The following is a 24061-nucleotide window of genomic DNA, read 5'->3' on the forward strand; positions in this document are numbered from 1 at the left end:
ATGAGCAAGAATGTATTCGCGGTGTTCATCCGCTACCCCGTCGCCACCTGCCTGATGACGGTGGGCATTCTGTTCGCCGGCGTGGCCGCGTACTTCCATCTGCCCGTCGCGCCGCTGCCGCAAGTCGAATTTCCCACCATCCAGGTCTCGGCGGTATTGCCTGGTGCCGACCCCGTTTCGGTGGCCTCGACACTGGCCCAGCCGCTCGAAACGCAGTTCTCCAAAATCCCCTACGTCACGCAGATGACGTCGCAGAGCACGCTGAGCTCGACGTCGATCGTGCTGCAGTTCAGCCTTGATCGAAGCATCGATGCGGCGGCCAACGACGTGCAGTCGGCCATCGACGCAGCCGCCGCGCAACTGCCAAACGACCTGCCCTCGCCGCCGACGTTCCAGAAGGTCAACCCCGCCGATGCGCCGATCATGCTGCTGAGCGCAACGTCCGCGACGCTCCCGCTCACGACGATCGATGACTATGTCGAGACGAGGCTCACGAAAAGTCTGAGCCAGATCGACGGCGTGGGCAGCGTGTCGATCGGCGGACAGCAGAAGCCGTCGATCCGCATCCAGCTCGATCCGCTCAAACTGTCGGCGCGCGGCCTCTCGTTCGAAGAGGTCCGTCATGCACTGACGGGACTCTCGGGCGTCAATCCGAAAGGCGTGCTCAACGGCACGATGCGGTCGTACACGATCTACACGAACGGACAGATGACCGAGCCGGCGCAGTGGAACAACGCGATCGTCGCCTATCGCGACGGTGCGCCGGTGCGTGTCAGCGACATCGGACGCGCGGTGCTCGGCCCCGAAGACAACACGCTCGCGGCATGGATCGACGGCAAGCGCGCGATTTCAGTCGGGATCTACAAGAAGCCCGGTGCCAACACGGTCGCCACCGTCGACCAGATCCGCGCGAGGCTGCCCGAGCTGGAGGCCTCGCTGCCGCCCTCGCTAAAAGTCACCGTGCTCGCCGATCGCACCCAGACGATCCGCGCATCGCTGCTCGACATCGAACTGACACTGCTTCTGAACGTCGTGCTGGTGGTGCTCGTCATCTATGCGTTCCTCGGCAGTGCGCGCACGACCCTCATCCCGGCCATCACGGTGCCCGTGTCGCTGTTCGGCGCGTGCGCGCTGATGTGGGCGTTCGGCTACAGCCTCGACAACATCTCGCTGATGGCCATGACCATTGCGGTGGGCTTCGTGGTCGACGATGCGATCGTGATGGTCGAAAACATCGCGCGGCACGTGGAGCGCGGCGAGCCACCCTTGCAGGCTGCACTGAAAGGGCTCAGTGAAACCAGCTTCACGATCGCGTCGATCAGCATCTCGCTCGTCGCCGTCCTGTTGCCGCTACTGCTGATGGCCGGCATCATCGGCCGGATGTTCCGCGAGTTCGCGGTCACGCTATCCATGACGATCCTGGTGTCGGCCTTCGTCTCGTTGACGCTGACACCGATGATGGCGGCCTACCTGCTGCGAGCGCGTCGGCCGGGACACGAGCACAAGGCGCCGCGGCCCGGGTTGTTCGAGCGGGGCTTCGCCCGCATGGCCGCCACCTACGAGCGCTACCTCGACCTCGCGCTCAAGCACCGCTTTATCACCCTGTGCGTGTTCTTCGCGTCGGTTGCCGCATCGGTGGTTCTGTACGCAGGGATTCCCAAGGGCTTTTTCCCGCAGCAGGACACGGGTGTGATCTCCGGCGTTTCCGAGGCCGCGCAAAACATTTCCGTCGAAGACATGGCGCGCCGCTCAATGGCGCTGCAGGCCATCATCCGCGCCGATCCGGCCGTCGAGCACTGCCAGATGGCAGTCGGCGGCAGCGCCTATGCGGGTACCACCGTCAACAACGGCCGCTGGTACATCACACTGAAACCGCGCGATCAGCGCGACGTGTCCGCCGACGAGGTCATCCGCCGCCTGCGCCCGCAGTTCGCGCAGGTGCCCGGCGTGCGCATGTACCTGCAGGCTGCGCAGGACGTGATCATCGGTGCGCGGCTGGCTCGCACGCAGTATCAGCTGACACTGCAAAGCCCGGACGTCGGCGCGTTGACGTCGTGGTCGCCGCGCCTGCTCGCGAAGCTCTCCGCGCTGCCCCAGCTGCGCGACGTTGCAAGCGACCAGCAGGTGAACGGTTCGGCGCTCAGTGTCTCGATCGACCGCGATCAGGCGGCCCGCTACGGCCTAACACCCGAGCAGATCGACGGCACGTTATACGACGCGTTCGGCTCGCGGCAGATCGCGCAGTACTTCACGCAGCTGTCGACCTACAAGGTTGTCATGGAGGCACCACCTGCCCTGCAGCGCGACCCCACGACGCTCGACAGGATCTATATGAAAGCGCCGTCGGGCGACCAGGTGCCGCTGTCGTCGGTTGCGAGATGGACCACCGACTCGGTTCAACCGCTGTCGGTCAATCACCAGGCGCACTTCCCGTCGGTCACGATCAGCTTCAATCTCGCGCCCCATGCGTCGCTCGGCGAGGCCACCGCTGCCGTCGAGGCCGCGCAGGCGCAACTGGACATGCCGCCCACGATCGTCAGCTCGTTCCAGGGCACGGCGCAGGCGTTCCAGAGCACGCTCGCGACGATGCCGATCCTGATCGGAGCGGCACTGGTCGTCGCCTACCTGGTGCTCGGCGCGCTGTACGGCAGCTTCATCCATCCGTGGACGATCCTGTCGACGCTTCCATCGGCAGGCGTCGGCGCGATTGCGACCCTGTGGCTGTTCAAGTACGACTTCAACCTGATCGCGCTGATCGGCGTCATCCTGCTGATCGGTATCGTCAAGAAGAACGGGATCATGATGGTCGACTTCGCGATCGCCGCGACGCGCGAGCAGCACATGAGCTCGTTCGACGCGATCCGCAGTGCCTGCCTGCTGCGCTTCCGGCCGATCATGATGACGACGATGACTGCCCTGTTCGGCGCGCTGCCGCTGCTGTTCGCGTCGGGGATGGGCTCCGAGTTACGCCGCCCGCTCGGCTATGCGATGGTCGGCGGCCTGCTGGTCAGCCAGATGCTCACGCTGTTCACCACACCCGTGATCTACCTCTACCTGGACACGCTATCCAACCGGCTCAAGGTATGGTTCCAGCCACACGATGGCGACATGGCGCCTGAGCCCGCCGCCGAAGATGCGGTGCAGGAATGAGCGGATTCGATCACCCAGGAAACCAGGCAACCAGGAACAACATCCGATGAACAAGCGCTTCAACGCGAACATCCTGCGCGCGGCCCTGTGCATGGTCTGCGCAGCCGTCGCGCCAGCGCATACGGCCCTCGGCGCAACGGCCGCTACGGCCGCGATCGTCGCGCCGCACGACGCGTTGCAAAAGACCCTCGACCGGTTCGCCAGCGCTGCGAGACCCGGTACGCTCGGCGTTGCCGTGCTCGATATGCAAGGCTCAACCGGGTGGCAGGTCAACGGCAACCAGGCCTTCCCGATGATGAGCGTCTTCAAGGCGCCGCTTGGCGCCGCCGTGCTCGATCGCGTCGACAAGGGCGAGCTCAAGCTGAACCAGCGTGTCACGATCACGCGCGACGAGTTGCGCCCCGGGCGAAGCGCCATTCGCGGCGCATTCCAGGGCGATCGCATGTCGTTCCCGCTCGCCGACCTGTTGCACGCCGCCATCAGCGAGAGCGACAACACGGGCGCCGATGCGCTGCTCAGGCTGATCGGCGGACCGCAGGCTGTCACCGCCTATCTGCGTGCGCACGGCATCCACGGTATGACCGTCGACATGGGCGAAGGGCAGGTCGCCGACGTGTTTCGCAATCTCGGCGGTGCCGCGTCGCCGCCCGCCGGAGAAACCGCCCCACAGAGACAGCAACGGCTTCAGGGTGGCCTGCAGGCGTATCTATCCGATCCGCGCAATCGCACGACACCGGCGGCAGCGGCGGATTTCCTGCGCAAACTGTCGACGGGCGCCCTGCTATCCCCAACGTCGACGCAGTATCTGATGACGCTGCTGAACGAGCAGGTGACCCCGCGCAGGCTGCGCGTGGGATTACCGGCGGGCGTCACGTTCGCGGACAAGTGCGGCACGTCGCTCACCGTGAACGGCGTGACAGCCGCCTTCAACGATATCGGCATCATCACCTGGCCAGACGGGCACCGTGTCATCGTCGCAGCGTTCCTGATGGCGTCGCACGCGAGTCGCGAGGAGCGCGACAGGCTGTTCGCCGATCTCGCCAGAGCGATCGTGGCAGCCCGGCATCCGTGACACATGGAGATCGCCCGCCAGTGTCTGCGCAGCCGCCCATGAGTCGGGCGCGCGCTGCTCATGGCGACTTTGCGTTTACAGCCCTGCGCGTCGCGACGCTCGCGCTGGACTACGCGAAAGGCTTCCTGCTGCCGCTGATCGTCTACCAGCAAAGCGACGGCAGCACCCTCGCGGTCGGACTCGCCTATTTCGTCGAGTTCATGCCGCGCGCGCTGCTGTCACCGCTCTTCGGTTCGATCGTCGATCGCAGCATCGGCAAACGGCTGGCCTTCACCGTCGAGGGCTCGCGGTTTTTCTTCATGCTGGTGTGGGTCCTGCTCGGCAGGACCCATCACGCATGGATGCTGTCGAGCGTGGTGTCGCTGCTGTCGGGCATGTCGCTCGTGTACTACGAGGCCACCGCGGCACAACGGCTCGCGCCGGCAGGCTTGCAGCGGTTCCAGACCCGCTCGCAACTGCTGGAGCCCCTCGCCCGGCTCGCGGGTCCGGGCGCCGCCGCCCTGGCGTTTTCCGGGCTGTCGCCGCGCTCCGCGATCGGCATGCTCGCGCTTGGCTACGGCGCACTGCTCGTGGCGTCGATCGCGTGGCGCGCCAGCACGACACGGCACTGCGTCACCACCTTCGAGCGCTGGACCCTCAGGGCTGAATGTGCGAATTTCGCGGCGCTGGCGACCAACGCGAAGCTGCTGGCGCTCACCTTCGCCAGCGGCTTCCTGAACGTATTCTTCGGGGTTTTTCAATCGCTGATCGCACCGACGATGATCGGACTGTACGGACTGCCGGTCGCCTACAGCGCCATGCCCAACATCGCCGGCGGTGCGATTTCGTTCGCGCTGTGCTTCCTGATTCCCCGCTTCCTCACGAACCTGAGCCCTGCCGGCTTCGGGACACTCGGCACGCTGTGCCTCGCGCTCGCTGCGGTCCTGTCCGCCGTGAACCTGGGAGCCGGGTTCTTCTGTCTGGCATTCGGCATGCTGATTGTCGGCAGCGCGCTCTTCGGCATTTTCTTTCGGCACAAGCGCTATGAGCTGATTCCCGCGAACCAGCTTGCGCAAGGTATCGGCGCGACCACGTCGGTCGTGACGGCCTTCCTGCCAGTCGCCGGACTGGTGACGGCCGCAACGAATGCGTTTGCGTCCGTGACCGTCATCGGCGCGGTGGGTTGCGTCGTCGCTGCGGCGCTGTACGCTGCGATCCGGTTCATCGGCAACGATGAGCGGAACGCGGCGCAGCGCCTCGCGGTCATGGACGACTAGCTACCTTCACTCACGTCGCATGGCCGAGGGGCCCGCGTGTCAGAACGCCCCTCTTAACGTCGCGAACAGATTGTAGGAACGACGCTGCGCGTTGCCGATATCCATTTGCATGGCCAGCTTGCCGCGCCACGCTTGCGTCGGATCGATGCTTAGCGCCAGCGACACGCGCCCATAGGTCGAACTCACGCCATCGACATCGGTGGAAATCGGCAGGTTCGGCGCATAACGCTGGGCCGTGACGAGTGTCCGGTTGTCGAAGCCGTCGTGGCGCAGCGTCGCCTCGGCACTCAATTGCGTAGCCCGCAGCCCAAGGCCGTCGAGCGCCGTGACGAATCGCACGCCCGCCCCGCCGCTCACGCCCTTCAACCGCTGCGCGTCGACGTTCTGCTCCAGAATGGGATCGCCGTCCTCCGCATAGCCGCGCGTGACCAGTTGCGAATAGCCGACATCGGCGACAGGTCCGAGCTGCACACCATCGAACGAAAACAGATACCCGGCTTTCACGAGCCCGTCGAAGTCGAAACCGTCGGTATCGGCGCTGATCGACGGAGCCAGCACCGCGCTGCGGTTCAAGCGATATTCGTCCCAGCCAGCCCCGACATACGAGCGCACGAACAGGCCACCCTGATCGAATGCGTGATACAGCCCGAGCCGATACGAGTGCACACCGTTATCGCCCTGCCCGTCGGCAACCGAGCCGCTCGCATTGGCGCTCGACAGAATTGCGCCGATCCTCGAGCGCGCAGACAGCTTGTACTCCGCGCCGATCGACAGAAGCTCGACGGCACTGTCGAACGCATCGACGCCGCTCGACGCGCCATGGAAGTTTCGCGTGTAGCCGAGGTTCGTGAACAACGCCAGCCGGTCGGACACCTGGACGCGGCCAGGGTCGAACGAGCCGCTGTCCGCGCTATCCAGCGCCGACAGCGCACTGGCGCGCGCCACGTCGAGCCCCATCAGCGGCGCGGTCGCAATGGCCGCGGGCGCATTCAGCTGATTGGCGAGATAGCGCGCGATGTAGAGATGCACGCTGGTCATCACATGCGTACCGTCCGCCGTCAGATAGGTGTTCTGCAGCGCCACGGACCCGGTGTTGCACGCGGGCACCGCCTTGCACTGAACCTCGGGTGTGTCGTTCAGGCCGTACGCGGCGGGATTGCTGCGCATCTGGTTCAGCAGCCCCGCCACGTCGAACAGATGAACGTTTGCGCCTTGCCGCGAGAACTGCACGAGATCGCCCGGAAGCTTGCTGTTGTAGTCGACGTAGCCGGGTCGCGACCCGTTGTCGTCGTTCAGGTTGAAGACGACGAACTGGTGTCCGCCGATCCCGATCAAGCGCTGCAGCTGGCTGTTGACGTTCGACAGCGTGTACGCGGCGACCTGATCGTTAGTGGTGGGCCGCGGCACGCCGAGAAACGGTTCGATACCGTTCAGGCTGGCCTTGGTCAGGTCCTGATCGTTGGTCCCGATCCAGATCCCGACCACGTCACTGGATTGCAGGCGCGGGTGACTCGCAATCAGCTCGTCGACCTCATCGATGAGCCCGGGCAGCGAGCGCCAGGTCGGCCGGTTCGGGACGATGTTGAGATAGCCGCCGTGACCGCTAAGCGCGCCGTTGATCGCATAGTCGTTGTCGGGAACAAACTGCGCGCCGATCAGGCCCGGCAGGTATTCGGCCCACACCGGACCGTCCGACGAGCGGCCGTTGCGGAAAATCGTCGAGGTGGCGTTCGGCAGGATGCCGGTCAGTCTCACGACCCGGCCATTGTCGGTCAGGCTGTCGCCCAGGGCGTAGAACTCGAAGGCGGATGCCGCGCTGGGCAGCGCCAGCGCCAGGCTTGCTGCGATTGGCCCGATCAGGGACGTCCTCTTGGAAGGGTTTGGCATGTCTCGGAACACGGTCTCTCGTTATTTTCGAATGGGTCGATCGGCGTTGCGCCGAGATCGAGTGCGTTGCTCAGAAGCGGAAATTCGGATGAAGGTCGCGAGCATCCGGCGATGCTCGTGTCAACGCGGCTCAGTCGTCGAAGGTCGCCTTGAAGCGCGCAGCGAACGACTCGACGTCAGCCTCGGGAAGATGATTGATGCCTGCGGCAAGCTTGCGTCCGCCGCCGGACGCAAACAACCGGCAGAAATCGTCAGCGCCAACCGCGTTGTTCGAAGGCACACGAACACTGACGACATAGCCGCCGTCGAGCCTGGGGCTCAGGATCGCGAGTGCACGATCCGCACACTCCTGTTTCATCTCGTTCGCGAGCGTGCCACTCACGCGGCGCGACCACTTCTGCGCCGGCAGCACGAACATCACCGCGCCAGTCGTTTCGAATTCCGGATCGATCGACCGCGCGCGGCGAAGATCGTCGCGATAGCCTTCGGCGAGCACCGGTACGACGTCGGTCTGATCGATGAAGTCGAGCGGATGCGCGTACGGCAGCATCGCTTCTGCCAGCGCCGCGGGTGAGAAGTGCAGATCGTCGAGATCCTCCCCGTACGCGTTGTAGTTCAGATAGCGGCCAAGCTGGGCGAGTGACTCGACGGCATCGGGTGCAATGCCGTGCTCTTGTGCCAGCATGCGGCCGAGGTCCGGCAACGCATCGCCAAACGCGGCGACTACGGCCCAGCCTGCATGGCGTCCCTGCAGATAGCGGTTGACGAGCGCACTCGTGCAAACCTCCGCCGAGGTATCGATGTACGCGTAAAAGCAGGGGTGATCCGGCAGCGCGCCAGCATAGTGGTGGTCAAAATAACGCAGCGTCGCGCCGGCTGCGAGAATTCTGGCGACATCCTCACGATTCTGGTCATGAGACAGATCGAGCGCCGTGACCTGTCCGCCGGGGACGGCCGTCACATGCATCAACAGCTGGATGTCACGCTTGACGCCAGTGATCAGCGTACCGCCAGCGCCCTCACAGAGTCGCAATTGCTGTAACGCGCACAAGCCGTCTGCATCACCATTGAACACGTATGTCCTCGCCGGATCATGCACTGCCTGTTTCGCGCCTGCATCATCCGGGCGCGACGTTTGCACGTCTCGAAGCGCCGGCGCAAAAATATCGTCGTCCACGTTTTCCTCTCACAAACATAGATGAATCGTTACCGCACGCCCGCTTGATTTATCACGAAGCTTTTCGTGTGGGCGCCATAGTGCTGGGTAACTTCGGCTGCAGTCATCAATCGGGATGATTTCAGAATCGGACTCACCACCCGATACATTCGATCTGGATCTGGGCCATACATATATAAATAGCCGTCGTTGCCGTCAAGGTGCGTTTCCGTTTCACCGAGTTCGCCCACTCCCGCACGCTTGATCGCGCTGTCCAGGCGATGTTCCAGAGCGCGAATTCGCGCACGGTCCTTGAGGTAATAATCGAAATGGACCTCTATTGCCGGTCCCGGTGGTCTTTGTGGTTGTTCCGAGGCTGCGCTGCCTGCGAAGAAAGCGGCGCATAAAAATGCGCCACCTCTCAACATGGCCACGATATTGCTCTTACCCATTTATCATGCTCTCTCGGTCTTTCTGTGCAGATAGCGCGGAAGCAACGGCAATCACACGAATCACTATTGCTGGCGTATTTTGTCGTCGCTTTCGCCAGCGGCTGCCTGCGGCGCAATGGAACCGAGGCGCGCCTTCAGCGATTGCGGCCGGCCTTCAAACAATGCCGCGTAGTAGACGGTGTTGGAAAGAACGTTTTTCACGTAGTCGCGGGTTTCCTGAAACGGGATCGCTTCCGCGAAAATCGCGCCTTCCACCGGATGCCGCAGCGACTCGCGCCACCTGCGCGGACGGCCAGGACCTGCGTCATAGCCCGCTGTCGCCAGCACGTCGGATCGATCGAACTGACTGTAGACCATCGACAGGTAGTTGGTGCCGAGCAGGATGTTGGTGTTGATGTCGTTCATCTGCGCACGCGAAATCGTGCCGAGGCCAATCTTCTTCGCGACCAGTTGAGCGGTGTCGGGCATCAGTTGCATCAGCCCGCTCGCACCGACTCCCGAGCGTGCGCTCATAACGAAACGCGATTCCTGACGAATCAGCCCGTACGCCCATTCGACGTCGAGACCGGTCGACTGCGCATCGCGCTCGACAACATCGCGAAACGGCGACAGATAACGCAGCGAGAAATCGTGTTCGGTTTTCGTGCGATCAGCCGTGTTCACCGCGCGGTCGTACAGTTCGATACGGCGCGCGTATTCGGCAACGGCAAGCAGTTGCCGGTCGGTCATGTTGCGCAGCGGCCAGCTCCACTCGCGGTTGCCTTCGAGCCGCAGGTTCAGGTTATAGAAACGCTGCGCGAGATCGAAGCCCGGCGTACCTGCGGCTTGCTGCACTTCCGCATCCGTAACCGTCGTCTTTGGCGGGATGGTAATTTTCTGGCCGAGTTCTTCGGAAGCAAGCTGGCCGTAGAAGTTGAAACCCTGCGAAATCTGCTCGAAGTCCTGGTTGGCCTGCACGGTATCGCCGGCCTGCTTCAGCGCACGACCATGCCAGTAAACCCACGCCGGCTGGCTGCGTAGCGACGCCGGCATCTGCTCGATCGACCAGCGCACCATCGTCCAGTCGCCGGCCAGCAGCGCGGTACGGGTACGCCATTCATACGCGGGGTTGGACAGCGGCGCGTTCGCCGACAGCCGGTACCAGTCGACTGCGCCCGGCATCTGCTTCGCCGCCGCCTGATAACCGATCGTGCCCCAGCCGATGGCGCGCTCCTGCGTGCTCAGCGAAGGCGCTACCGATGCGAAAGTCGCTGCCGCCGTGGCTGGATCGTTGCGCGCCATCCGCGTGATCGCGAGCAATGCCAGTTGATGCGACTGCGAGTCGGGACCGACACCGCGCGCGAGCAGCAGCGGTGGTGTGCTCGCCGCCTGATTGAACAGCACTGGATCGGGCCGCTGGTTGCCGAGTGCATCGAGCAGCTTGCTGCTGGTCGTGGTCTGGTTCTGTTCGTACGCGAGACGGATCTGCTGCCAGACATCGTCGCTGCTGAACTGCTGGTTGATCGACAGCGCGGTGATCAGGTCGACACAGCCGTCGCCGTAATTGCGCGGGTCGACGAGCAATACGCGTGCCGCATCGGCGACGTTCTCGCCGCGCGACGCACGCGATTCGAGTGCGTAGCACTTCACCTGCGTATCGTCGTTCAGCACGAAGCGCGCGTATTGCTGGTCGAAGTTGCGCCAGTCATGTCGTGCACCGAGCACGACGAGGTAGTCGTTGCGCAGCCGGTCGGCGATCGCCTGGCCATCGTATTTTTTCAGGAACGACAGCACTGGCGCATCGGGGGCATCGACGCGTGCGTGCCCCTGGGTGTCGAACAGTTGCGGCTTGATCTGGAAGTACTTGAGATACGACGGCGCCGGATAATCCGGAATCATTGCCGCCAGTTGTGCAGCGCGCACCGGGTCGTTATTGCGTGCGGCTTCGCGAAGCTGGACGAAAATCTGGTCGTCGTTCGTCAGTTGGGAAGGCGCAACCGGTTTGACCGCGAAGGCCGTGCTGCACGCAACAAGCGTCGCAGTGGCAAGCATCAACCTTGTCGCGCCATATACTCGATGGAAGACTTTAGACATCGTTATTGCGAAAGCTCGAAGTGAAGTAGATTGAAGCGGTGAACCCGCGGAAGTACGGTCAAAATCTACGGCTTACTCCAGATAAACGACGGTGGGTATCGGTATGCGTGTACAGGTGCGGCAGGCATGACGGCATCCTGCAGACACGCAATATGACCAGGTAGCGAGAAGATGACAAGCGAGAAGATTTTCCGACATGCTAAAGAAAATCTTCTACCTTTACCGTCATGATTATCATCAGCTTCGCATCGATGCATGGTGCATTGCCAGTCCGGTGAATTGAGCCGGATTAGACGATGGAAGGGTGAAATCGTTTCATTACAGTTAGCGCTTTTCTGCTCACATTATCGTCGTGGAGCCGATGGGTATTTTCGCTGTCAGGTTTGTGTCACAACTATTAATCGCTCGTTGCGATGACATCTGATACATCGCGACCTGCCGCATGTGCGATGGTGTGCACTTCGGCGAGCCGATCAAGCGTTACACCGGTTGCCAGTCCGGTGCACGGGGATCTGATCGACTAGAGCGAGGCGTGCTGCTTGACGAGCGGCAGGAGTACCAGCGACAGCTCCTCGAGCGCTGCGACTTCCTTCGGACTGAAATCGTCATGATCGACGTTTCGTAGCAGAAGAACGATCAGCTGCGAATCGGGTGCTCGCATCACAGCGAGGCACCGATGTGCAGGTGGCAACAAATCGGATGACCCACCTATATCCAATTGCAAGCGGACCAATGATGGACCCTCAGGATCAACGAGTTGCGCGACCAGCGACTCGGGCAGACAGTCGCGGATATTCTCGTCGACCAGCTTCGAGCCATACAGCGGAACACCATCGACAAAGCGGCGCCCATGTGCGTCAACCGCCCACACCGAGATGTGCATGCTGTCGATCTCAACTGTGTTGTCGACCAGTTGCAGTATCGCGAGAAAGAACCCCGCAGTACCGATCCTGGAAATCACGCTCCCGATTTCCACCGCCAGGTTCGGCGCGATGGCTGGCAACGCCTCACTACTCATGTCCGTCGAGATCCCCTTGCTCTCGCCGGCCTTAAGGGTGTCCTCGTCCGTCGTGTTCGTTGGTGTTTGAACGGATGAGGATGGTGTTGGTTTTTTCACTCGCACTCCACGACGTCTCTCTCACTTTATGGTTTGGTTCCGCGCGTTGTCGATGCACCGACTGAGGTTGACCGAACACTTACGGCTGTGGAGCGCTTTCTTACAAAGACGGGCCACAATTGTCAACGAAGGCAGCGGGATCTCGCCCGACCTGAACAGTACGATTGCTCAAGAATTCACGCAACATCTAAAAATAAAGAGACGCGTCGCATCGATATGATTGTCAAGGGTTTTTGTATTTTTTTGACTTGACGATTCCATTTGTGTGCGCTCGATCAACGAAGCGGATTTTCCGACATTTGAACGGGTGTTTTTTCGGCTTACTGGGCGCTTCGATCGGTATCGAAATCGATAGCGCTCGCAACGTCCGGCATGATCTGCTTCATTTTCATCGCCTGGCTCGATTTCTGTGCTGACGATCACCCACGTAGACGGACGATCGCGAGATGGGTTGCCAGCGACATCGTCAGTTCGTCAACCGGGGTTTTTCCTGGTCGCCGGTTGCGGAGTTGCGGAAAGTAACGGCGCATGGTCGTCGGTCGATTGAAAACGGTTGTTGGGTCCGCGACAGCTTCCTCAAGCTGGATGCGCGTGGCGGCGCCGAAGCGGCTTCCTGCGGCAAGCGGCGCAGCGGTCGGGCGACAGGAACGGATATGCCACAATCGCGGCCATGACCTGGATCGCCTCCCTCCCGATGTACAACGTGACCCCCGCGCTCGCCGCCTTGTGGCGCGAGTTGCTCGACGACGCGCTGCGCGCGGTCACGCCCGACGTCGCCATCATCGATGCTGGCGACGACTTGCATGCACTGTGGCGCCGCGACGATCTGCTGCTTGCGCAGACCTGCGGCTATCCGCTGATGCACGGTCTGCAGGATCGCGTGCAGCTTGTCGCGACACCGGAGTTCAATGCGCCCGGTTGCGATGGCACCGATTATTCGAGTGCACTGGTCACGCGTGCGAGCGCGCCGCTGGCTACGCTCGAAGCGTGCCGCGGTGCACGTGCAGCCTTCAATCAGGACGATTCGAACAGTGGAATGAATGTGTTGCGGCACGCGGTCGCGCCGCTGGCGCGCGATGGGCGATTTTTCAGCGAGGTAGTGCGCACGGGCTCGCATCTGGGCTCGCTGCGTGCGCTGGCGGAAGATCGCGCGGATATCGCGGCAATTGATTGCGTGACGATGGCGTATGTGCGCGACGCGCTGCCCGAGCTGGCGCAGCAGGTTCGGCAGATTGGCTGGAGCGCCGCATCTCCGGGATTGCCGTTGATTGCGGTGAACACGGTCGCACCGGAAACCGTCGCCGCACTACGGCACGCATTGAACGCAGCAAACGATGCGCAGCCGCAACGCGCGGCACAACTGCGGCTCAAGCGCTTCACCGCACTTACGTTTGCGGACTACGCGCGGATCGGCCAACTCGAAGACGAAGCGATTGCAGCCGGTTATCCGCGCCTCGCCTGAACGACGCAGCCCACGTCGTCACTCCACTTTTAGCGTCAGCAACTGCGCTCCGTCGGCGACCTGATCGCCGACTGCGTACAGCACTTCCTCGACGACACCGGCGCTCGGTGCGCCGATCGTGTGTTCCATCTTCATCGCTTCCATCACGATGAGCGGCGTGCCCTTTTCGACGGTAGCGCCCGCTTCGACCAGCACGGCGATGATCTTGCCCGGCATCGGCGCAGTGAGCCGGCCTTCGCCGTGCTCGACATCCGCAGCATGCGCAAGCACGTTCTGCCATTCGAACGCGAGTGCGGCACCGCGGCAGAACACATGGAACGTATCGCCGTCGGCAAAGACACGGCCCGTTACGTGTGCATCGCCGAGCGTCGCGCCGAATTCGTGTGCATTCGACCCACGCCACCACGTAAAGGCTTCGACGGTGCCCTCGTGAGCGAGCGTTTGCGTGCCGGCACCCAGGCTGTCGCGCGCGAACGTCACGTCGAATGTGCTGTCGTTGTCGACGTCGCGCCATGCCAGCGTCTGCGTATAGCCGCCGTTCAGGCGCCAGTGCGACAACGCATCCCACGGCGATGCCGATTGCGCCGCGCCGCCTTCGCGCGTGAGCAGCGCCGCACAGGCAAGCGCCAGCGCTTCGCGGAACGGCTTCTTTGCCGGTGCGAACAGCGCATCGTGATGACGCTCGATCAAACCGGTGTCGAGATCGCCAGTCGAGAACGGTTCGCTCGTGACGATGCGTTGCAGGAATTCGACATTGGTATGCGGCCCGACCACCTCGCAGCCTTGCAACGCGCGATGCATCCGCGCGAGCGCTTCATCGCGCGTGCTGCCCCAGACGATCAGCTTCGCGATCATCGGATCGTAGTACGGCGTGATCGTATCGCCTTCGCGCACACCGCTATCGATCCGCACTGCCGCGCGCTCACCCCCTTCGCCGACGATGAACTCGACACCGTCAGGCATCCGCAGATGCCGCAGCGTACCGGTGGATGGCAGGAAGCCACGCGCCGGATGCTCGGCGTAAATGCGCGCTTCGATTGCGTGGCCGGCCAGTGTGAGCTGCTCTTGTGCAAGCGGCAGCGGTTCACTGGCCGCGACGCGCAACTGCCACTCGACGAGGTCGAGCCCCGTCACCATCTCGGTGACCGGATGCTCGACCTGCAGGCGCGTGTTCATTTCCATGAAGTAGAAATCGCCGCCGGTCATGATGAACTCGACGGTTCCTGCGCCGACGTAATTCACCGCGCGCGCTGCAGCGACTGCCGCTTCGCCCATCGCGCGACGTAGCTCCGCCGGCAACCCGGGCGCGGGCGCTTCTTCGAGCACTTTCTGGTGACGACGCTGCACCGAGCAGTCACGATCGAACAGATAGACCGCGCCACCATGACGATCGGCGAACACCTGCACTTCGACGTGACGCGGGCGCGTCAGATACTTTTCGATCAACACGCGATCATTGCCGAAACTGCTGGCCGCCTCGCGCTTGCACGACGCAAGCGCCGCGGCGAAATCGGCACTGCGCTCGACGACGCGCATACCCTTGCCGCCGCCACCCGCGCTTGCCTTCAGCAGCACGGGATAGCCGATGGCGTCGGCTTCGCGTTGCAGCAACTGTGCGTCCTGATCGTCGCCGTGATAACCCGGCACGAGCGGCACCGCGGCCGCATGCATCAATGCCTTCGCGGCGGCCTTCGAACCCATTGCCGCAATCGCCTCGACCGGCGGTCCGATGAAGACGATGCCGGCCTGCTCGCACGCACGCGCAAAATCTTCGTTTTCCGACAGGAAGCCGTAGCCCGGATGCACAGCCTGGGCACCGCTCGCACACGCCGCTTCGACGATGCGTTCCGCGCGCAGATAGCTTTCCGCCGCGGTGGCGCCGCCGATATGCACCGCTTCGTCGCAGGCGGCGACGTGTTTCGCGCCGGCATCCGCGTCCGAATACACGGCAACGCTCGTAATGCCGAGCCGCCGGCACGTGGCTGCGACGCGGCACGCAATCTCGCCCCGGTTCGCAATCAGGATCTTGTTGAACATGGAGGTGTCTCGCCGATGGTGGGTTGCCGTAGGAACATCGCGTGCGCGGACGCTATGCGGGGTCGCCGCGCCATGCCGGCGAGCGTTTTTCAAGGAACGATGCCACGCCTTCGCGACCTTCGGCACCGGCGCGTACGCGTGCGATGCGCTCCGCGGTGTCTTCGATCAGCGCGGTATCGAGCGTGCGGCCCGCGATATCCTGCACAAGCGCCTTGCATTCGCGTACCGCTGAGGGACCGTTCGCGCACAACGTCGCGGCAAGCTGTTGCACGGTTGTATCGAGTTGCGTGTCGCTCACTGCTTCGCTGACGAGTCCGAGCCGCAACGCGGTTGCGCTGTCGAACTGTTCGGCTGTGGCGAAGTAGCGGCGTGATGCCTGCTCGCCCAGTGCGCGGATCACATACGGTGCGATGGTCGCGGGAATCAGACCGAGGCGTGCTTCGGACAGACAGAAACGCGCGGTGTCGACGGCGACGACGATATCGCACGCCGAAATCAGGCCCATGCCGCCCGCGTACACATCGCCGTTCACGCGCGCGATCACCGGTTTGCGGCAACGATAGATCGCCGACAGCATCGCGGCGAGGCGCAGCGCATCGGCGCGGTTCTCGGCATCGGAGAAACCGGCCATCTTCTTCATCCAGTTCAGGTCGGCGCCGGCGCAGAATGCCTTGCCGTTCGCTGCCAGCACGACCGCGCGAACCTCGTCGTTCGTATCGAGCGCGGTGAAAACAGCGGTCAGCTCCGCGATCATCGTTTCGTTGAACGCGTTGCGCACGTCGGGGCGATTCAGCGTGACTGTCGCCACCTGGCTTGCGCCTTGACCTGAGAATGCGAGGTTCAGGGTTTCGTATTGCATGTCCGTTCGCTCCTTCGGCGGTACCAGGTCTTGCGCTTTACATCCGGAACACGCCGAAGCGCGTGTCTTCGATCGGCGCGTTCATCGCTGCGGATAGCCCGAGGCCGAGCACGTCGCGCGTCTGCGCGGGATCGATCACGCCGTCGTCCCACAGCCGCGCGCTCGCATAGTACGGATGCCCCTGGTGTTCGTACTGCTCGCGGATCGGTTGCTTGAAGGCTTCTTCCTGCTCCGCAGTCCACGTGCCGCCCTTCCCTTCGATACCGTCGCGCTTGACCGTCGCGAGCACCGACGCGGCCTGCTCGCCACCCATCACCGAGATGCGCGCATTCGGCCACATCCACAGGAAGCGCGGCGAGTACGCACGCCCGCACATGCCGTAATTGCCAGCACCAAACGACCCGCCGATGATCACCGTGAACTTCGGCACCTTCGCCGTCGCGACCGCGGTTACCATCTTTGCACCATTACGCGCGATCCCTTCGTTCTCGTACTTGCGGCCAACCATGAAGCCGGTGATGTTCTGCAGGAACACGAGCGGAATCTTGCGCTGGCTGCACAGCTCGATGAAGTGCGCGCCCTTGAGCGCCGACTCAGAAAACAGGATGCCGTTGTTGGCGATGATGCCGACCGGATGTCCCCAGATATGCGCGAAACCGGTGACGAGCGTCGTGCCGTAGCGGGCCTTGAATTCGTCGAAGGCGGAATCGTCGACGATGCGCGCGATCACCTCGCGAATGTCGAACGGCTTGCGCGTATCGACGGGAATCACGCCGTAGAGGCTCTTCACGTCGTAGCGCGGCGGCACGACCGGTTGCAGCGCGACCGGCACGTCCTTACGGCGATTCAGATTACCCACGATGCTGCGCGCGATAGCCAGCGCATGCGCATCGTTCTGCGCGAGATGATCGACCACGCCGGAGAGCCGCGTATGCACGTCGCCGCCACCGAGGTCTTCGGCGCTCACTTCCTCGCCGGTGGCCGCTTTCACGAGCGGCGGGCCGCCCAGAAAAATCGTCCCCTGGTTCTTCACGATGATCGACTCGTCGCTCATCGCCGGTACGTAGGCGCCGCCTGCGGTGCACGAGCCCATCACGACCGCGATCTGCGGAATGCCCACTGCGGAAAGATTCGCCTGGTTGTAGAAGATGCGACCGAAGTGATCGCGATCGGGAAACACGTCGTCCTGATTCGGCAGGTTGGCGCCACCCGAATCGACGAGGTAGACGCAGGGCAGATGGTTCTCTGCCGCGATTTCCTGCGCGCGCACGTGCTTCTTGACGGTGACCGGGTAGTAGGTGCCGCCCTTCACGGTCGCATCGTTACAGACGATCACGCATTCCTGCCCCGCGATGCGGCCGATGCCCGTAATCACGCCCGCGCCGGGCGCATCGTCGTTGTACATGCCGTACGCCGCGAGTTGCGACAGCTCGAGAAACGGCGTACCCGGATCGAGCAGTTGTGCGATCCGGTCGCGCGGCAACAGCTTGCCGCGCGAGACATGCTTGTCGCGTGCCGCCGCGCCGCCGCCCAGCGCGAGCTTGTCGACTTTCGCACGCAGGTCCGCGACCAGCGCTTCGAGCGCGGCAGCATTGGCGCGGAAATCGTCCGAGCGCGGGTTCAGCCTGGTTTCGATGATCGGCATGGCGGGAAACTCCTGTTCTACGCGCGGTGTGCTTATCGTTAGCTGAGGTTCGTTGCGGATTGCTGCGGATCGGTTACAGCGTTTCGGCGAAGAGTTCGCGGCCGATCAGCATGCGGCGGATTTCGCTTGTGCCCGCGCCGATTTCATACAGCTTCGCATCGCGCCACAGGCGGCCGACAGGGTATTCGTTGATATAGCCGTTGCCACCGAGAATCTGGATCGCCTCGCCGGCCATCCACGTTGCTTTTTCGGCGGTGTAGAGGATCACGCCTGCGCAGTCCTTGCGTACCTGGCGCACGTGATCCGTGCCGATCGTGTCGAGTTGCCGGCCCACTGCGTACAGATACGCGCGGCATGCCTGCAGCGTCGTGTAGAGATCCGCGACCTTGCCCTGGATCAACTGGAATTCGCCGATTGCCTGGCCGAACTGCTTGCGGTCGTGGATGTACGGCACGACCGCATCCATCACCGCGACCATGATGCCGGTCGGGCCGCCCGCGAGCACGGCGCGCTCGTAGTCGAGGCCGCTCATCAGCACCTTCACGCCGCCGTTCAGTTGACCAAGGATATTTTCTTCCGGTACCTCGACGTCCTGGAACACCAGTTCGCCCGTGTGCGAGCCGCGCATGCCGAGCTTGTCGAGCTTCTGCGCAACCGAAAAGCCCTTCATGCCTTTCTCGACGATGAATGCGGTAATGCCACGTGAATTCGCTTCGGGATCGGTCTTCGCGTACACGACCAGCGTGTCGCAGTCGGGGCCGTTGGTGATCCACATCTTCGTGCCGTTCAGCACGTAGTGGTCGCCTTTCTTTTCTGCGCGCAGCTTCATGCTGACCACGTCGGACCCGGCGTTCGGCTCGCTCATGGCAAGCGCACCGACGTGTTCACCGGAGACGAGCTTCGGCAGGTACTTCTGTTTCTGCGCCGCCGTGCCGTTGCGGTGAATCTGGTTCACGCACAGGTTGGAGTGCGCGCCATACGACAAACCGACCGATGCCGACGCCCGCGAAATCTCTTCCATCGCCACCATGTGCGCGGTGTAACCCATGTTCGCGCCGCCGTATTCTTCCGCGACCGTCATGCCGAGCACACCGAGATCGCCGAACTTGCGCCACAGGTCCATCGGGAACTGGTCGGTGCGATCGATCTCGCCGGCGCGCGGCGCAATTTCCTTCGCCGCAAACGACGCGACCGTGTCGCGCAGCATTTCGATCTCTTCACCAAGCGGGAATTGCAAACCGGGCAGATTGCTCATCTGTGTCTCCATGATTCGGGATTCGGACCGTGTGCCGTGCCTGTTGCCGCACCGCTGTCCGTGCAACGCGAATTTCACGCTAGATTTACGTAAGCGTCAATAGATTTTTTGGAATTTTTGAGTAATACTCAGATATTCACGAAGCGGCTGAAAGCGCTGTAATCTGGCGCTCAAGCCCGTTTCTTACGGCTTTTTCTGGCACCGGAAACTGACTAATACTCATACGATGACCACACCGAAAACGGCCCCGGCGCTCAGCCGGCGCTCCACCCCACCTGCTGCCGCGCGCCCCGAACTGCCCGCGGCACGGCGCCAGCCTGCCGGCCGCAAGTCGCAGCAGCGCGTGAAGGAAATCCTGCAGGCCGGTCGGGACGTGTTTTCGGAAAAAGGCTACGAGCGCGCCACCACCGCGGAAATCGCGCAGCGGCTCGGTGTATCCGAGGCGACGGTATTCAGTTATTTCCGCGGCAAGCGCGAGCTGTGCGCGCATGTGATCGGCGACTGGTACGACGAAATCATCGGTGCAATCGAAGCCGGTCTGCCGCAAGACGGCACCGTGCGGCAGCAGTTCGCTTTCATCGTGCGTATGCATTTGCGCTTGATGCTGGTGAACGGCACCGGGCTATGCGCGCTCGTGCTCTCCGAGGGCCGCGCGCAGCATCACGACCTGAGCGTTGCGCTCACCGACCATCAGCGGCGCTACACGGCCCCGTTGATGGCCGTGCTCGCACGCGGCCAGGAAAGCGGCCAGGTGCGCGCCGACATGCCGCTGCGGCTGCTGCGTTCGCTGGTGTTCGGACCGATGGAGCACGTGCTGTGGGACGCGACGCTCGGCCAGCGGCCCACCGACATCGAAGCGACCGCCGATCAGTTGATCGATGTGCTGTGGTCAGCATTGCAACCGCCCGATGCGCCGCATGCGGCGTTGCGGCAATTCCGTCATGAGGTGGGGGAAGCGATGAACCGGCTCGAACAGGCGGAAGCGGCGCTGGCGGTACCTGAGGCGACAGCGTCTGCAACCGCGTCGAAAGGGACTGCGAAAGCGGCGCCACGCGGCAAGGCGACAACCGACGCACCCGCACGCCGAACCTGAATCATCTCCCTGTCAGATCAATCCTGAAGCGGCGTCGTGGCCGTCGACGGCGAGCGAAAGCGGCCGGCTTGGTGCAGCCGCGTTAGCGACCGAACAGCGCCGCGAGCCCCGCGGGAGAGGTGAACATTCCCGCGCCGTCGTGAGCTATGCCCGGCACTTCGAACAAGCAATGGTTCAGTTCTCCGGGATGACGCATACGCATATAGCGCGCATACGCGCGGCCGCGCTCCAGTCGGTGCGCACCCTGCGCGCGCGCCGCGCAGGAAGTGTCAAGTGCCGGATGCGCCGGGTCGTTATCGTCGCCACCGAGCAGCAGCACGACATCGCGACGCGCATACGCGGCTTCGAGTGTGGTTGCGGAACCACTGCGCATCGTCTCGAGTGCATACGCCGGTAGCCGGTCCAGGCCGTATTTCCAGTCGTTGAAACCGGGGCAGCGCGTGTCGTCGAACGCCGTGAACGCGGTGCCGTCCGCACCCGGCCGCAGCGTGTCGAAATACACATACGACGAAGGATTCGCAATCACATAGCGCACGGCGACACCACCGTCCGTGAGCTGCGTCTCACCGCACGTCACAACCGCATAGCGCTGCGCCACCTGGCCGCCGCCCGAATGACCGGCGATCACAACCGTCTCCAGCGCGGGAAAACAATCGCGCTGTGCGAGGCGATGCAGGATTGCATCGAGCACGTCGAACGAGCTGACCGGTGCCGAGCCCACCGCCGCGCCGCCGCCCATCCAGCCGGTCCAGTCCCAGTGCAGCGTGGTGGGTGCGAGACGATGAGCATCCACGTCGGCGGTAGCGAGGAATTGCGGCACGATCAACAGCGTGTCGGATGCCTCCTGGCCCGCTGCCTCGCGTGCCTGCTGCACGAGGCGGAAGTACGTATCGGCGTTGCGCAGGCGGCCGTGCATCATGATCACGACGTGTCGCACACTCGATTGCGGTGCGTCCCATGCATCGGTCGCGAAGAGCGGCACGACGCCCTCGCCCGCCGCGGTCTTCACCGCAATACGTTGTGGTGCAACAACCGTCACCGGGCGCTCGTTCGGTGCGCGTTCGTCGTCGGGATGAAAAATCTGGGTCATGCGGAAATACTCATAAGGATGACGACCGGGCGCTTCAGTGCGCATCGGCTGAAGCGGACGAAACTCCCGGTTCGCGTCCGGACTTCGTGAAATACACCATCGCTAGCGAAACCAGACCGGCGAAGATCAGATAGAACGCCGGCGTAAGACTGCTGCCCGATAGATGCGTGAGCCAGGTGATCGTCAGCGGTGCAAGGCCGCCGAACAGCGTCACCGCGATGTTGTACGACAGCGCAACGCCGGTCGAGCGGTTGCGCACCGGGAAAAGCGTTGCAAGCATGCCGGGATGCGCACCGGACATCGCCGCGAGAAACACGGTCGCGATCATCTGCGCGATGAACAGATGCAGCGGTGTGGGCTGCGTGATCACGAAATGAAACAGCGGGTACGCGCAGAGCACCCACGCGATCACGACTGGATAGAAGCAGCGGTACGGTCCGTAACGATCGGCAAGCTTGCCCGACAACGGGAACAGAAAGAGATTCAGCGCGCCCGATACGAACGCACCGAGCAGCGCAGTCGACAGCGGCAGATGCAGTTGCCGCTCGACGTACAGCGACAGGTACGAATGCCAGACATAGTTGGTCGCCGCACCGACGATGATCACACCCATCGCGCAGATCACGGCATCGCTGTTGGCGCGGAAGAATTCACGCACCGACTGGCGCTGCGGGGCATCGCCGGTGTGGCCACGCAACGCTTCGAACTCCGGCGATTCAGCCACGCGATGGCGGATGTAGAAACCCATCGGTCCCGCCAGCGAACCCATCAGAAACGGCAACCGCCAACCCCACGACACGAGCTGCGCGTGCGAGAGTTGGGTCGTCAGCAGCCAGCCCACACCGGAGGACAGCAACAGCGCAAACGCCTGCGCCGACATGTTGAAACTGCCGTAGAACATCTTCTTGCCGGGCGGCGCATATTCGACCAGCATCGCCGACGCGGTCGCAAACTGACCGCCCACCGATAAACCCTGCAACAACCGCGCAAGCACGATGAGCAACGGTGCAGCGATACCGATCGTCGCGTACGACGGCGTCAGGCCCATCAGCAGCGTGCTCGCTGCCATCGACACGATCAGCAGCGACAGCGCACGGCGACGCCCCACGCGATCCGCATAGAGGCCAAGCAGGATGCCACCGAGCGGACGCACCAGGAAGCCGACAGCGAACGTCGCGAGCGTCAATGCGATCGATACGAACGCGTTGTCACCCGGAAAGAACACCTGCGCGATGATCTTCGAGAAGTAGCCGTAGATCAGAAAATCGAACCACTCGAGCCCGTTGCCGAGCACCGAAGCGAAGATCGCGCGCCGGACCATCGCGCGGCTCAGCGTCGGCTGCGCAACGGTTTCATCTTGCTTACGGTCTTGCGGATGGATAGACAGGTCGTTCATGGCGTGCATTGTCCCGTTCCGAACATCGCCGCGAGTGCGCACGGCGAAGTCAGCATCCGCGCGCCGTTGTGGCCGACACCGGGTACGACGTGGAAGTGCTGGTTCAGCCCGTCCCGATGACGGGCCTGCATATAGGCGAAGTATGCCGTGGCGCGTACGACGCGTTGCGAACCCTGTGCTTCGGCAGCGCAGCTTTTGTCGAGCGCGGGATGGGCCGGATCGTCGTCCTGGCCGCCGACCAGGTAATCGACGTGACGCTTCGCGTAGGCCGCTTCGAGCGCCTCGGGCGTGCGGTCGTTCACATACGAAGGCCGTTCCTGCATGCCGTATTTCCATGCATCGAACGACGGACAGGTAGCGGCATCGAAAGGCTCGAACGTGCCTTGTGCGGTCGGGCGCCGGGCATCGAAATACGCATACGACGACGGGCTCGATACGACGTAGCGCACGTCGATGTCTTCGTCGGCCAGCGCCTGCAGATCGTGTGCGGCGACCGCGTAGCGTTGCACGACCTGTGCACCGCCCGAGTGTCCGGCGAACACGACGTACTTCAGGTTTGGAAACAGATGCCGGTCCGCGAGCCGCGCGACGATCGCATCGAGTACCGCGTACGAACTGAGGGGCACACTACCGTCGGCTGCCTCGCCACCCATCCATGCGTTGTCTTTCCAGCGCAGCAGATCGGCGGGCAGCGAGCGGACCTGCGTGTCGACCGTCGCGAGAAACTGCGGCGCGATGAGCAGCGTGTTAGCGGCGTCGGTGCCCGAGCGCTCGCGGGCTTTCTCCGCGGTGTGGAAGTACACGTCCGCATTGCGCAGCTTGCCGTGAATCACAACTACGGCGCGCTCGATCTGCGGTTGCGGCACGTTCCAGTCCGCCGACAGGTACAGCGGGAACTGTGCGTGCCCTTGTGGCGTGTCGATCGCGAGGCGCGCGTCCGCGATGGTTCCAACCGGATGCAGGTTCGGCCGGTACTCGTGCTGTGCGAATGCGGGCGCGACTGCGATCGCCATTGCGATGGACTGCGCCGCTGCGAAGCGACGCATCTTTCGCCATCCATT

At 63.1% G+C, this 24061-nt stretch carries 17 protein-coding genes; 5 read left to right on the forward strand and 12 right to left on the reverse strand.

The genetic code is table 11. From position 1 onward, the window contains the following. Genes BWP39_RS23720 through BWP39_RS23730 form a run of 3 tightly spaced genes read left to right on the forward strand, consistent with a single transcriptional unit; the run spans nt 1 to nt 5478 of the window. On the forward strand, nt 1–3150 hold the full coding sequence (locus tag BWP39_RS23720) for an efflux RND transporter permease subunit (protein WP_096724640.1): 3150 nt from the start codon (nt 1–3) through the stop codon (nt 3148–3150). Nucleotides 3151–3196: 46 nt separating this feature from the next. Beyond that, nucleotides 3197–4222 (forward strand): class A beta-lactamase, encoded by a 1026-nt coding sequence (bla, locus tag BWP39_RS23725; RefSeq protein WP_157915175.1) that lies wholly within the window; start codon nt 3197–3199, stop codon nt 4220–4222. A gap of 38 nt (nt 4223–4260) precedes the next feature. Next, nucleotides 4261–5478 (forward strand): MFS transporter, encoded by a 1218-nt coding sequence (locus BWP39_RS23730; RefSeq protein WP_096724642.1) that lies wholly within the window; start codon nt 4261–4263, stop codon nt 5476–5478. A 39-nt stretch (nt 5479–5517) separates the two neighbouring features. Here the strand turns inward: BWP39_RS23730 and BWP39_RS23735 are convergent, their stop codons facing one another. The 5 genes from BWP39_RS23735 to BWP39_RS23755 form a co-directional block, all read right to left on the reverse strand. Next, entirely contained in the window at nt 5518–7365 is a 1848-nt protein-coding gene (locus tag BWP39_RS23735; RefSeq protein WP_096724644.1) for an autotransporter domain-containing protein, read from the reverse strand. Between the two features lie 130 nt (nt 7366–7495). Beyond that, nucleotides 7496–8542, reverse strand: coding sequence for a DHHA1 domain-containing protein (locus BWP39_RS23740; RefSeq protein ID WP_096724646.1), 1047 nt, complete (start codon nt 8540–8542; stop codon nt 7496–7498). Between the two features lie 29 nt (nt 8543–8571). Beyond that, nucleotides 8572–8973: a hypothetical protein gene (locus BWP39_RS23745; RefSeq protein ID WP_207557064.1), complete on the reverse strand. Its 402-nt coding sequence runs from the start codon at nt 8971–8973 to the stop codon at nt 8572–8574. A 63-nt stretch (nt 8974–9036) separates the two neighbouring features. Further along, nucleotides 9037–11046 carry a lytic transglycosylase domain-containing protein gene (locus tag BWP39_RS23750; RefSeq protein ID WP_096724648.1) on the reverse strand — a complete coding sequence of 670 codons (2010 nt, stop codon included), beginning with the start codon at nt 11044–11046 and terminating at the stop codon, nt 9037–9039. A 520-nt stretch (nt 11047–11566) separates the two neighbouring features. Next, on the reverse strand, nt 11567–12163 hold the full coding sequence (locus tag BWP39_RS23755; protein WP_133116922.1) for a hypothetical protein: 597 nt from the start codon (nt 12161–12163) through the stop codon (nt 11567–11569). A gap of 670 nt (nt 12164–12833) precedes the next feature. Between BWP39_RS23755 and BWP39_RS23760 the strand changes: the two genes are divergently transcribed. Beyond that, on the forward strand, nt 12834–13625 hold the full coding sequence (locus BWP39_RS23760) for a phosphate/phosphite/phosphonate ABC transporter substrate-binding protein (RefSeq protein WP_096724652.1): 792 nt from the start codon (nt 12834–12836) through the stop codon (nt 13623–13625). 18 nt (nt 13626–13643) lie between these two features. On the opposite strand, the gene BWP39_RS23765 is transcribed toward BWP39_RS23760, so the two are convergent. The 4 genes from BWP39_RS23765 to BWP39_RS23780 form a co-directional block, all read right to left on the reverse strand. After that, nucleotides 13644–15662, reverse strand: a complete 2019-nt coding sequence (locus tag BWP39_RS23765) for an acetyl/propionyl/methylcrotonyl-CoA carboxylase subunit alpha (RefSeq protein WP_096724654.1) — start codon at nt 15660–15662, stop codon at nt 13644–13646. Nucleotides 15663–15714: 52 nt separating this feature from the next. After that, on the reverse strand, nt 15715–16521 hold the full coding sequence (locus BWP39_RS23770) for an enoyl-CoA hydratase/isomerase family protein (RefSeq protein ID WP_096724656.1): 807 nt from the start codon (nt 16519–16521) through the stop codon (nt 15715–15717). A 37-nt stretch (nt 16522–16558) separates the two neighbouring features. Continuing rightward, a complete protein-coding gene (locus BWP39_RS23775; RefSeq protein ID WP_096724658.1) occupies nt 16559–18166 on the reverse strand; it encodes a carboxyl transferase domain-containing protein in 1608 nt (535 codons plus the stop codon). A 73-nt stretch (nt 18167–18239) separates the two neighbouring features. Beyond that, a complete protein-coding gene (locus BWP39_RS23780) occupies nt 18240–19421 on the reverse strand; it encodes an isovaleryl-CoA dehydrogenase (RefSeq protein ID WP_096724660.1) in 1182 nt (393 codons plus the stop codon). A 226-nt stretch (nt 19422–19647) separates the two neighbouring features. Between BWP39_RS23780 and BWP39_RS23785 the strand changes: the two genes are divergently transcribed. Then, the gene (locus BWP39_RS23785; RefSeq protein ID WP_096724662.1) at nt 19648–20514 is read left to right on the forward strand and encodes a TetR/AcrR family transcriptional regulator; all 867 of its coding nucleotides are present in this window, start codon (nt 19648–19650) and stop codon (nt 20512–20514) included. Between the two features lie 82 nt (nt 20515–20596). Here BWP39_RS23785 and BWP39_RS23790 read toward each other — a convergent pair whose 3' ends face one another. The 3 genes from BWP39_RS23790 to BWP39_RS23800 are packed head-to-tail and all read right to left on the reverse strand — an operon-like array spanning nt 20597 to nt 24046. Then, complete coding sequence (locus tag BWP39_RS23790; protein ID WP_096726130.1) at nt 20597–21604, reverse strand: hypothetical protein; 1008 nt, start codon at nt 21602–21604, stop codon at nt 20597–20599. Between the two features lie 34 nt (nt 21605–21638). After that, the gene (locus tag BWP39_RS23795) at nt 21639–23000 is read right to left on the reverse strand and encodes an MFS transporter (RefSeq protein WP_096726131.1); all 1362 of its coding nucleotides are present in this window, start codon (nt 22998–23000) and stop codon (nt 21639–21641) included. Beyond that, the gene (locus BWP39_RS23800) at nt 22997–24046 is read right to left on the reverse strand and encodes an alpha/beta hydrolase (RefSeq protein ID WP_170043930.1); all 1050 of its coding nucleotides are present in this window, start codon (nt 24044–24046) and stop codon (nt 22997–22999) included. The genes BWP39_RS23795 and BWP39_RS23800 overlap by 4 nt, the downstream gene beginning before the upstream one ends. Nucleotides 24047–24061 lie beyond the last annotated feature (15 nt).

The organism is Paraburkholderia acidicola, assembly GCF_002362315.1.
Classification (GTDB): domain Bacteria; phylum Pseudomonadota; class Gammaproteobacteria; order Burkholderiales; family Burkholderiaceae; genus Paraburkholderia; species Paraburkholderia acidicola.

What these genes read in the sequence shown, in the direction of transcription:
- BWP39_RS23760 (WP_096724652.1), top strand. Translation starts at nt 12,834, where the DNA reads ATGACCTGGATCGCCTCCCTCCCGATGTACAACGTGACCCCCGCGCTC.
- BWP39_RS23750 (WP_096724648.1), bottom strand. Translation starts at nt 11,046, where the DNA reads ATGTCTAAAGTCTTCCATCGAGTATATGGCGCGACAAGGTTGATGCTT.
- BWP39_RS23775 (WP_096724658.1), bottom strand. Translation starts at nt 18,166, where the DNA reads ATGCCGATCATCGAAACCAGGCTGAACCCGCGCTCGGACGATTTCCGC.
- BWP39_RS23730 (WP_096724642.1), top strand. Translation starts at nt 4,261, where the DNA reads ATGAGTCGGGCGCGCGCTGCTCATGGCGACTTTGCGTTTACAGCCCTG.
- bla (WP_157915175.1), top strand. Translation starts at nt 3,197, where the DNA reads ATGAACAAGCGCTTCAACGCGAACATCCTGCGCGCGGCCCTGTGCATG.
- BWP39_RS23780 (WP_096724660.1), bottom strand. Translation starts at nt 19,421, where the DNA reads ATGAGCAATCTGCCCGGTTTGCAATTCCCGCTTGGTGAAGAGATCGAA.
- BWP39_RS23765 (WP_096724654.1), bottom strand. Translation starts at nt 15,662, where the DNA reads ATGTTCAACAAGATCCTGATTGCGAACCGGGGCGAGATTGCGTGCCGC.
- BWP39_RS23790 (WP_096726130.1), bottom strand. Translation starts at nt 21,604, where the DNA reads ATGACCCAGATTTTTCATCCCGACGACGAACGCGCACCGAACGAGCGC.
- BWP39_RS23745 (WP_207557064.1), bottom strand. Translation starts at nt 8,973, where the DNA reads ATGGGTAAGAGCAATATCGTGGCCATGTTGAGAGGTGGCGCATTTTTA.
- BWP39_RS23795 (WP_096726131.1), bottom strand. Translation starts at nt 23,000, where the DNA reads ATGAACGACCTGTCTATCCATCCGCAAGACCGTAAGCAAGATGAAACC.
- BWP39_RS23785 (WP_096724662.1), top strand. Translation starts at nt 19,648, where the DNA reads ATGACCACACCGAAAACGGCCCCGGCGCTCAGCCGGCGCTCCACCCCA.
- BWP39_RS23720 (WP_096724640.1), top strand. Translation starts at nt 1, where the DNA reads ATGAGCAAGAATGTATTCGCGGTGTTCATCCGCTACCCCGTCGCCACC.
- BWP39_RS23770 (WP_096724656.1), bottom strand. Translation starts at nt 16,521, where the DNA reads ATGCAATACGAAACCCTGAACCTCGCATTCTCAGGTCAAGGCGCAAGC.
- BWP39_RS23735 (WP_096724644.1), bottom strand. Translation starts at nt 7,365, where the DNA reads ATGCCAAACCCTTCCAAGAGGACGTCCCTGATCGGGCCAATCGCAGCA.
- BWP39_RS23800 (WP_170043930.1), bottom strand. Translation starts at nt 24,046, where the DNA reads ATGCGTCGCTTCGCAGCGGCGCAGTCCATCGCAATGGCGATCGCAGTC.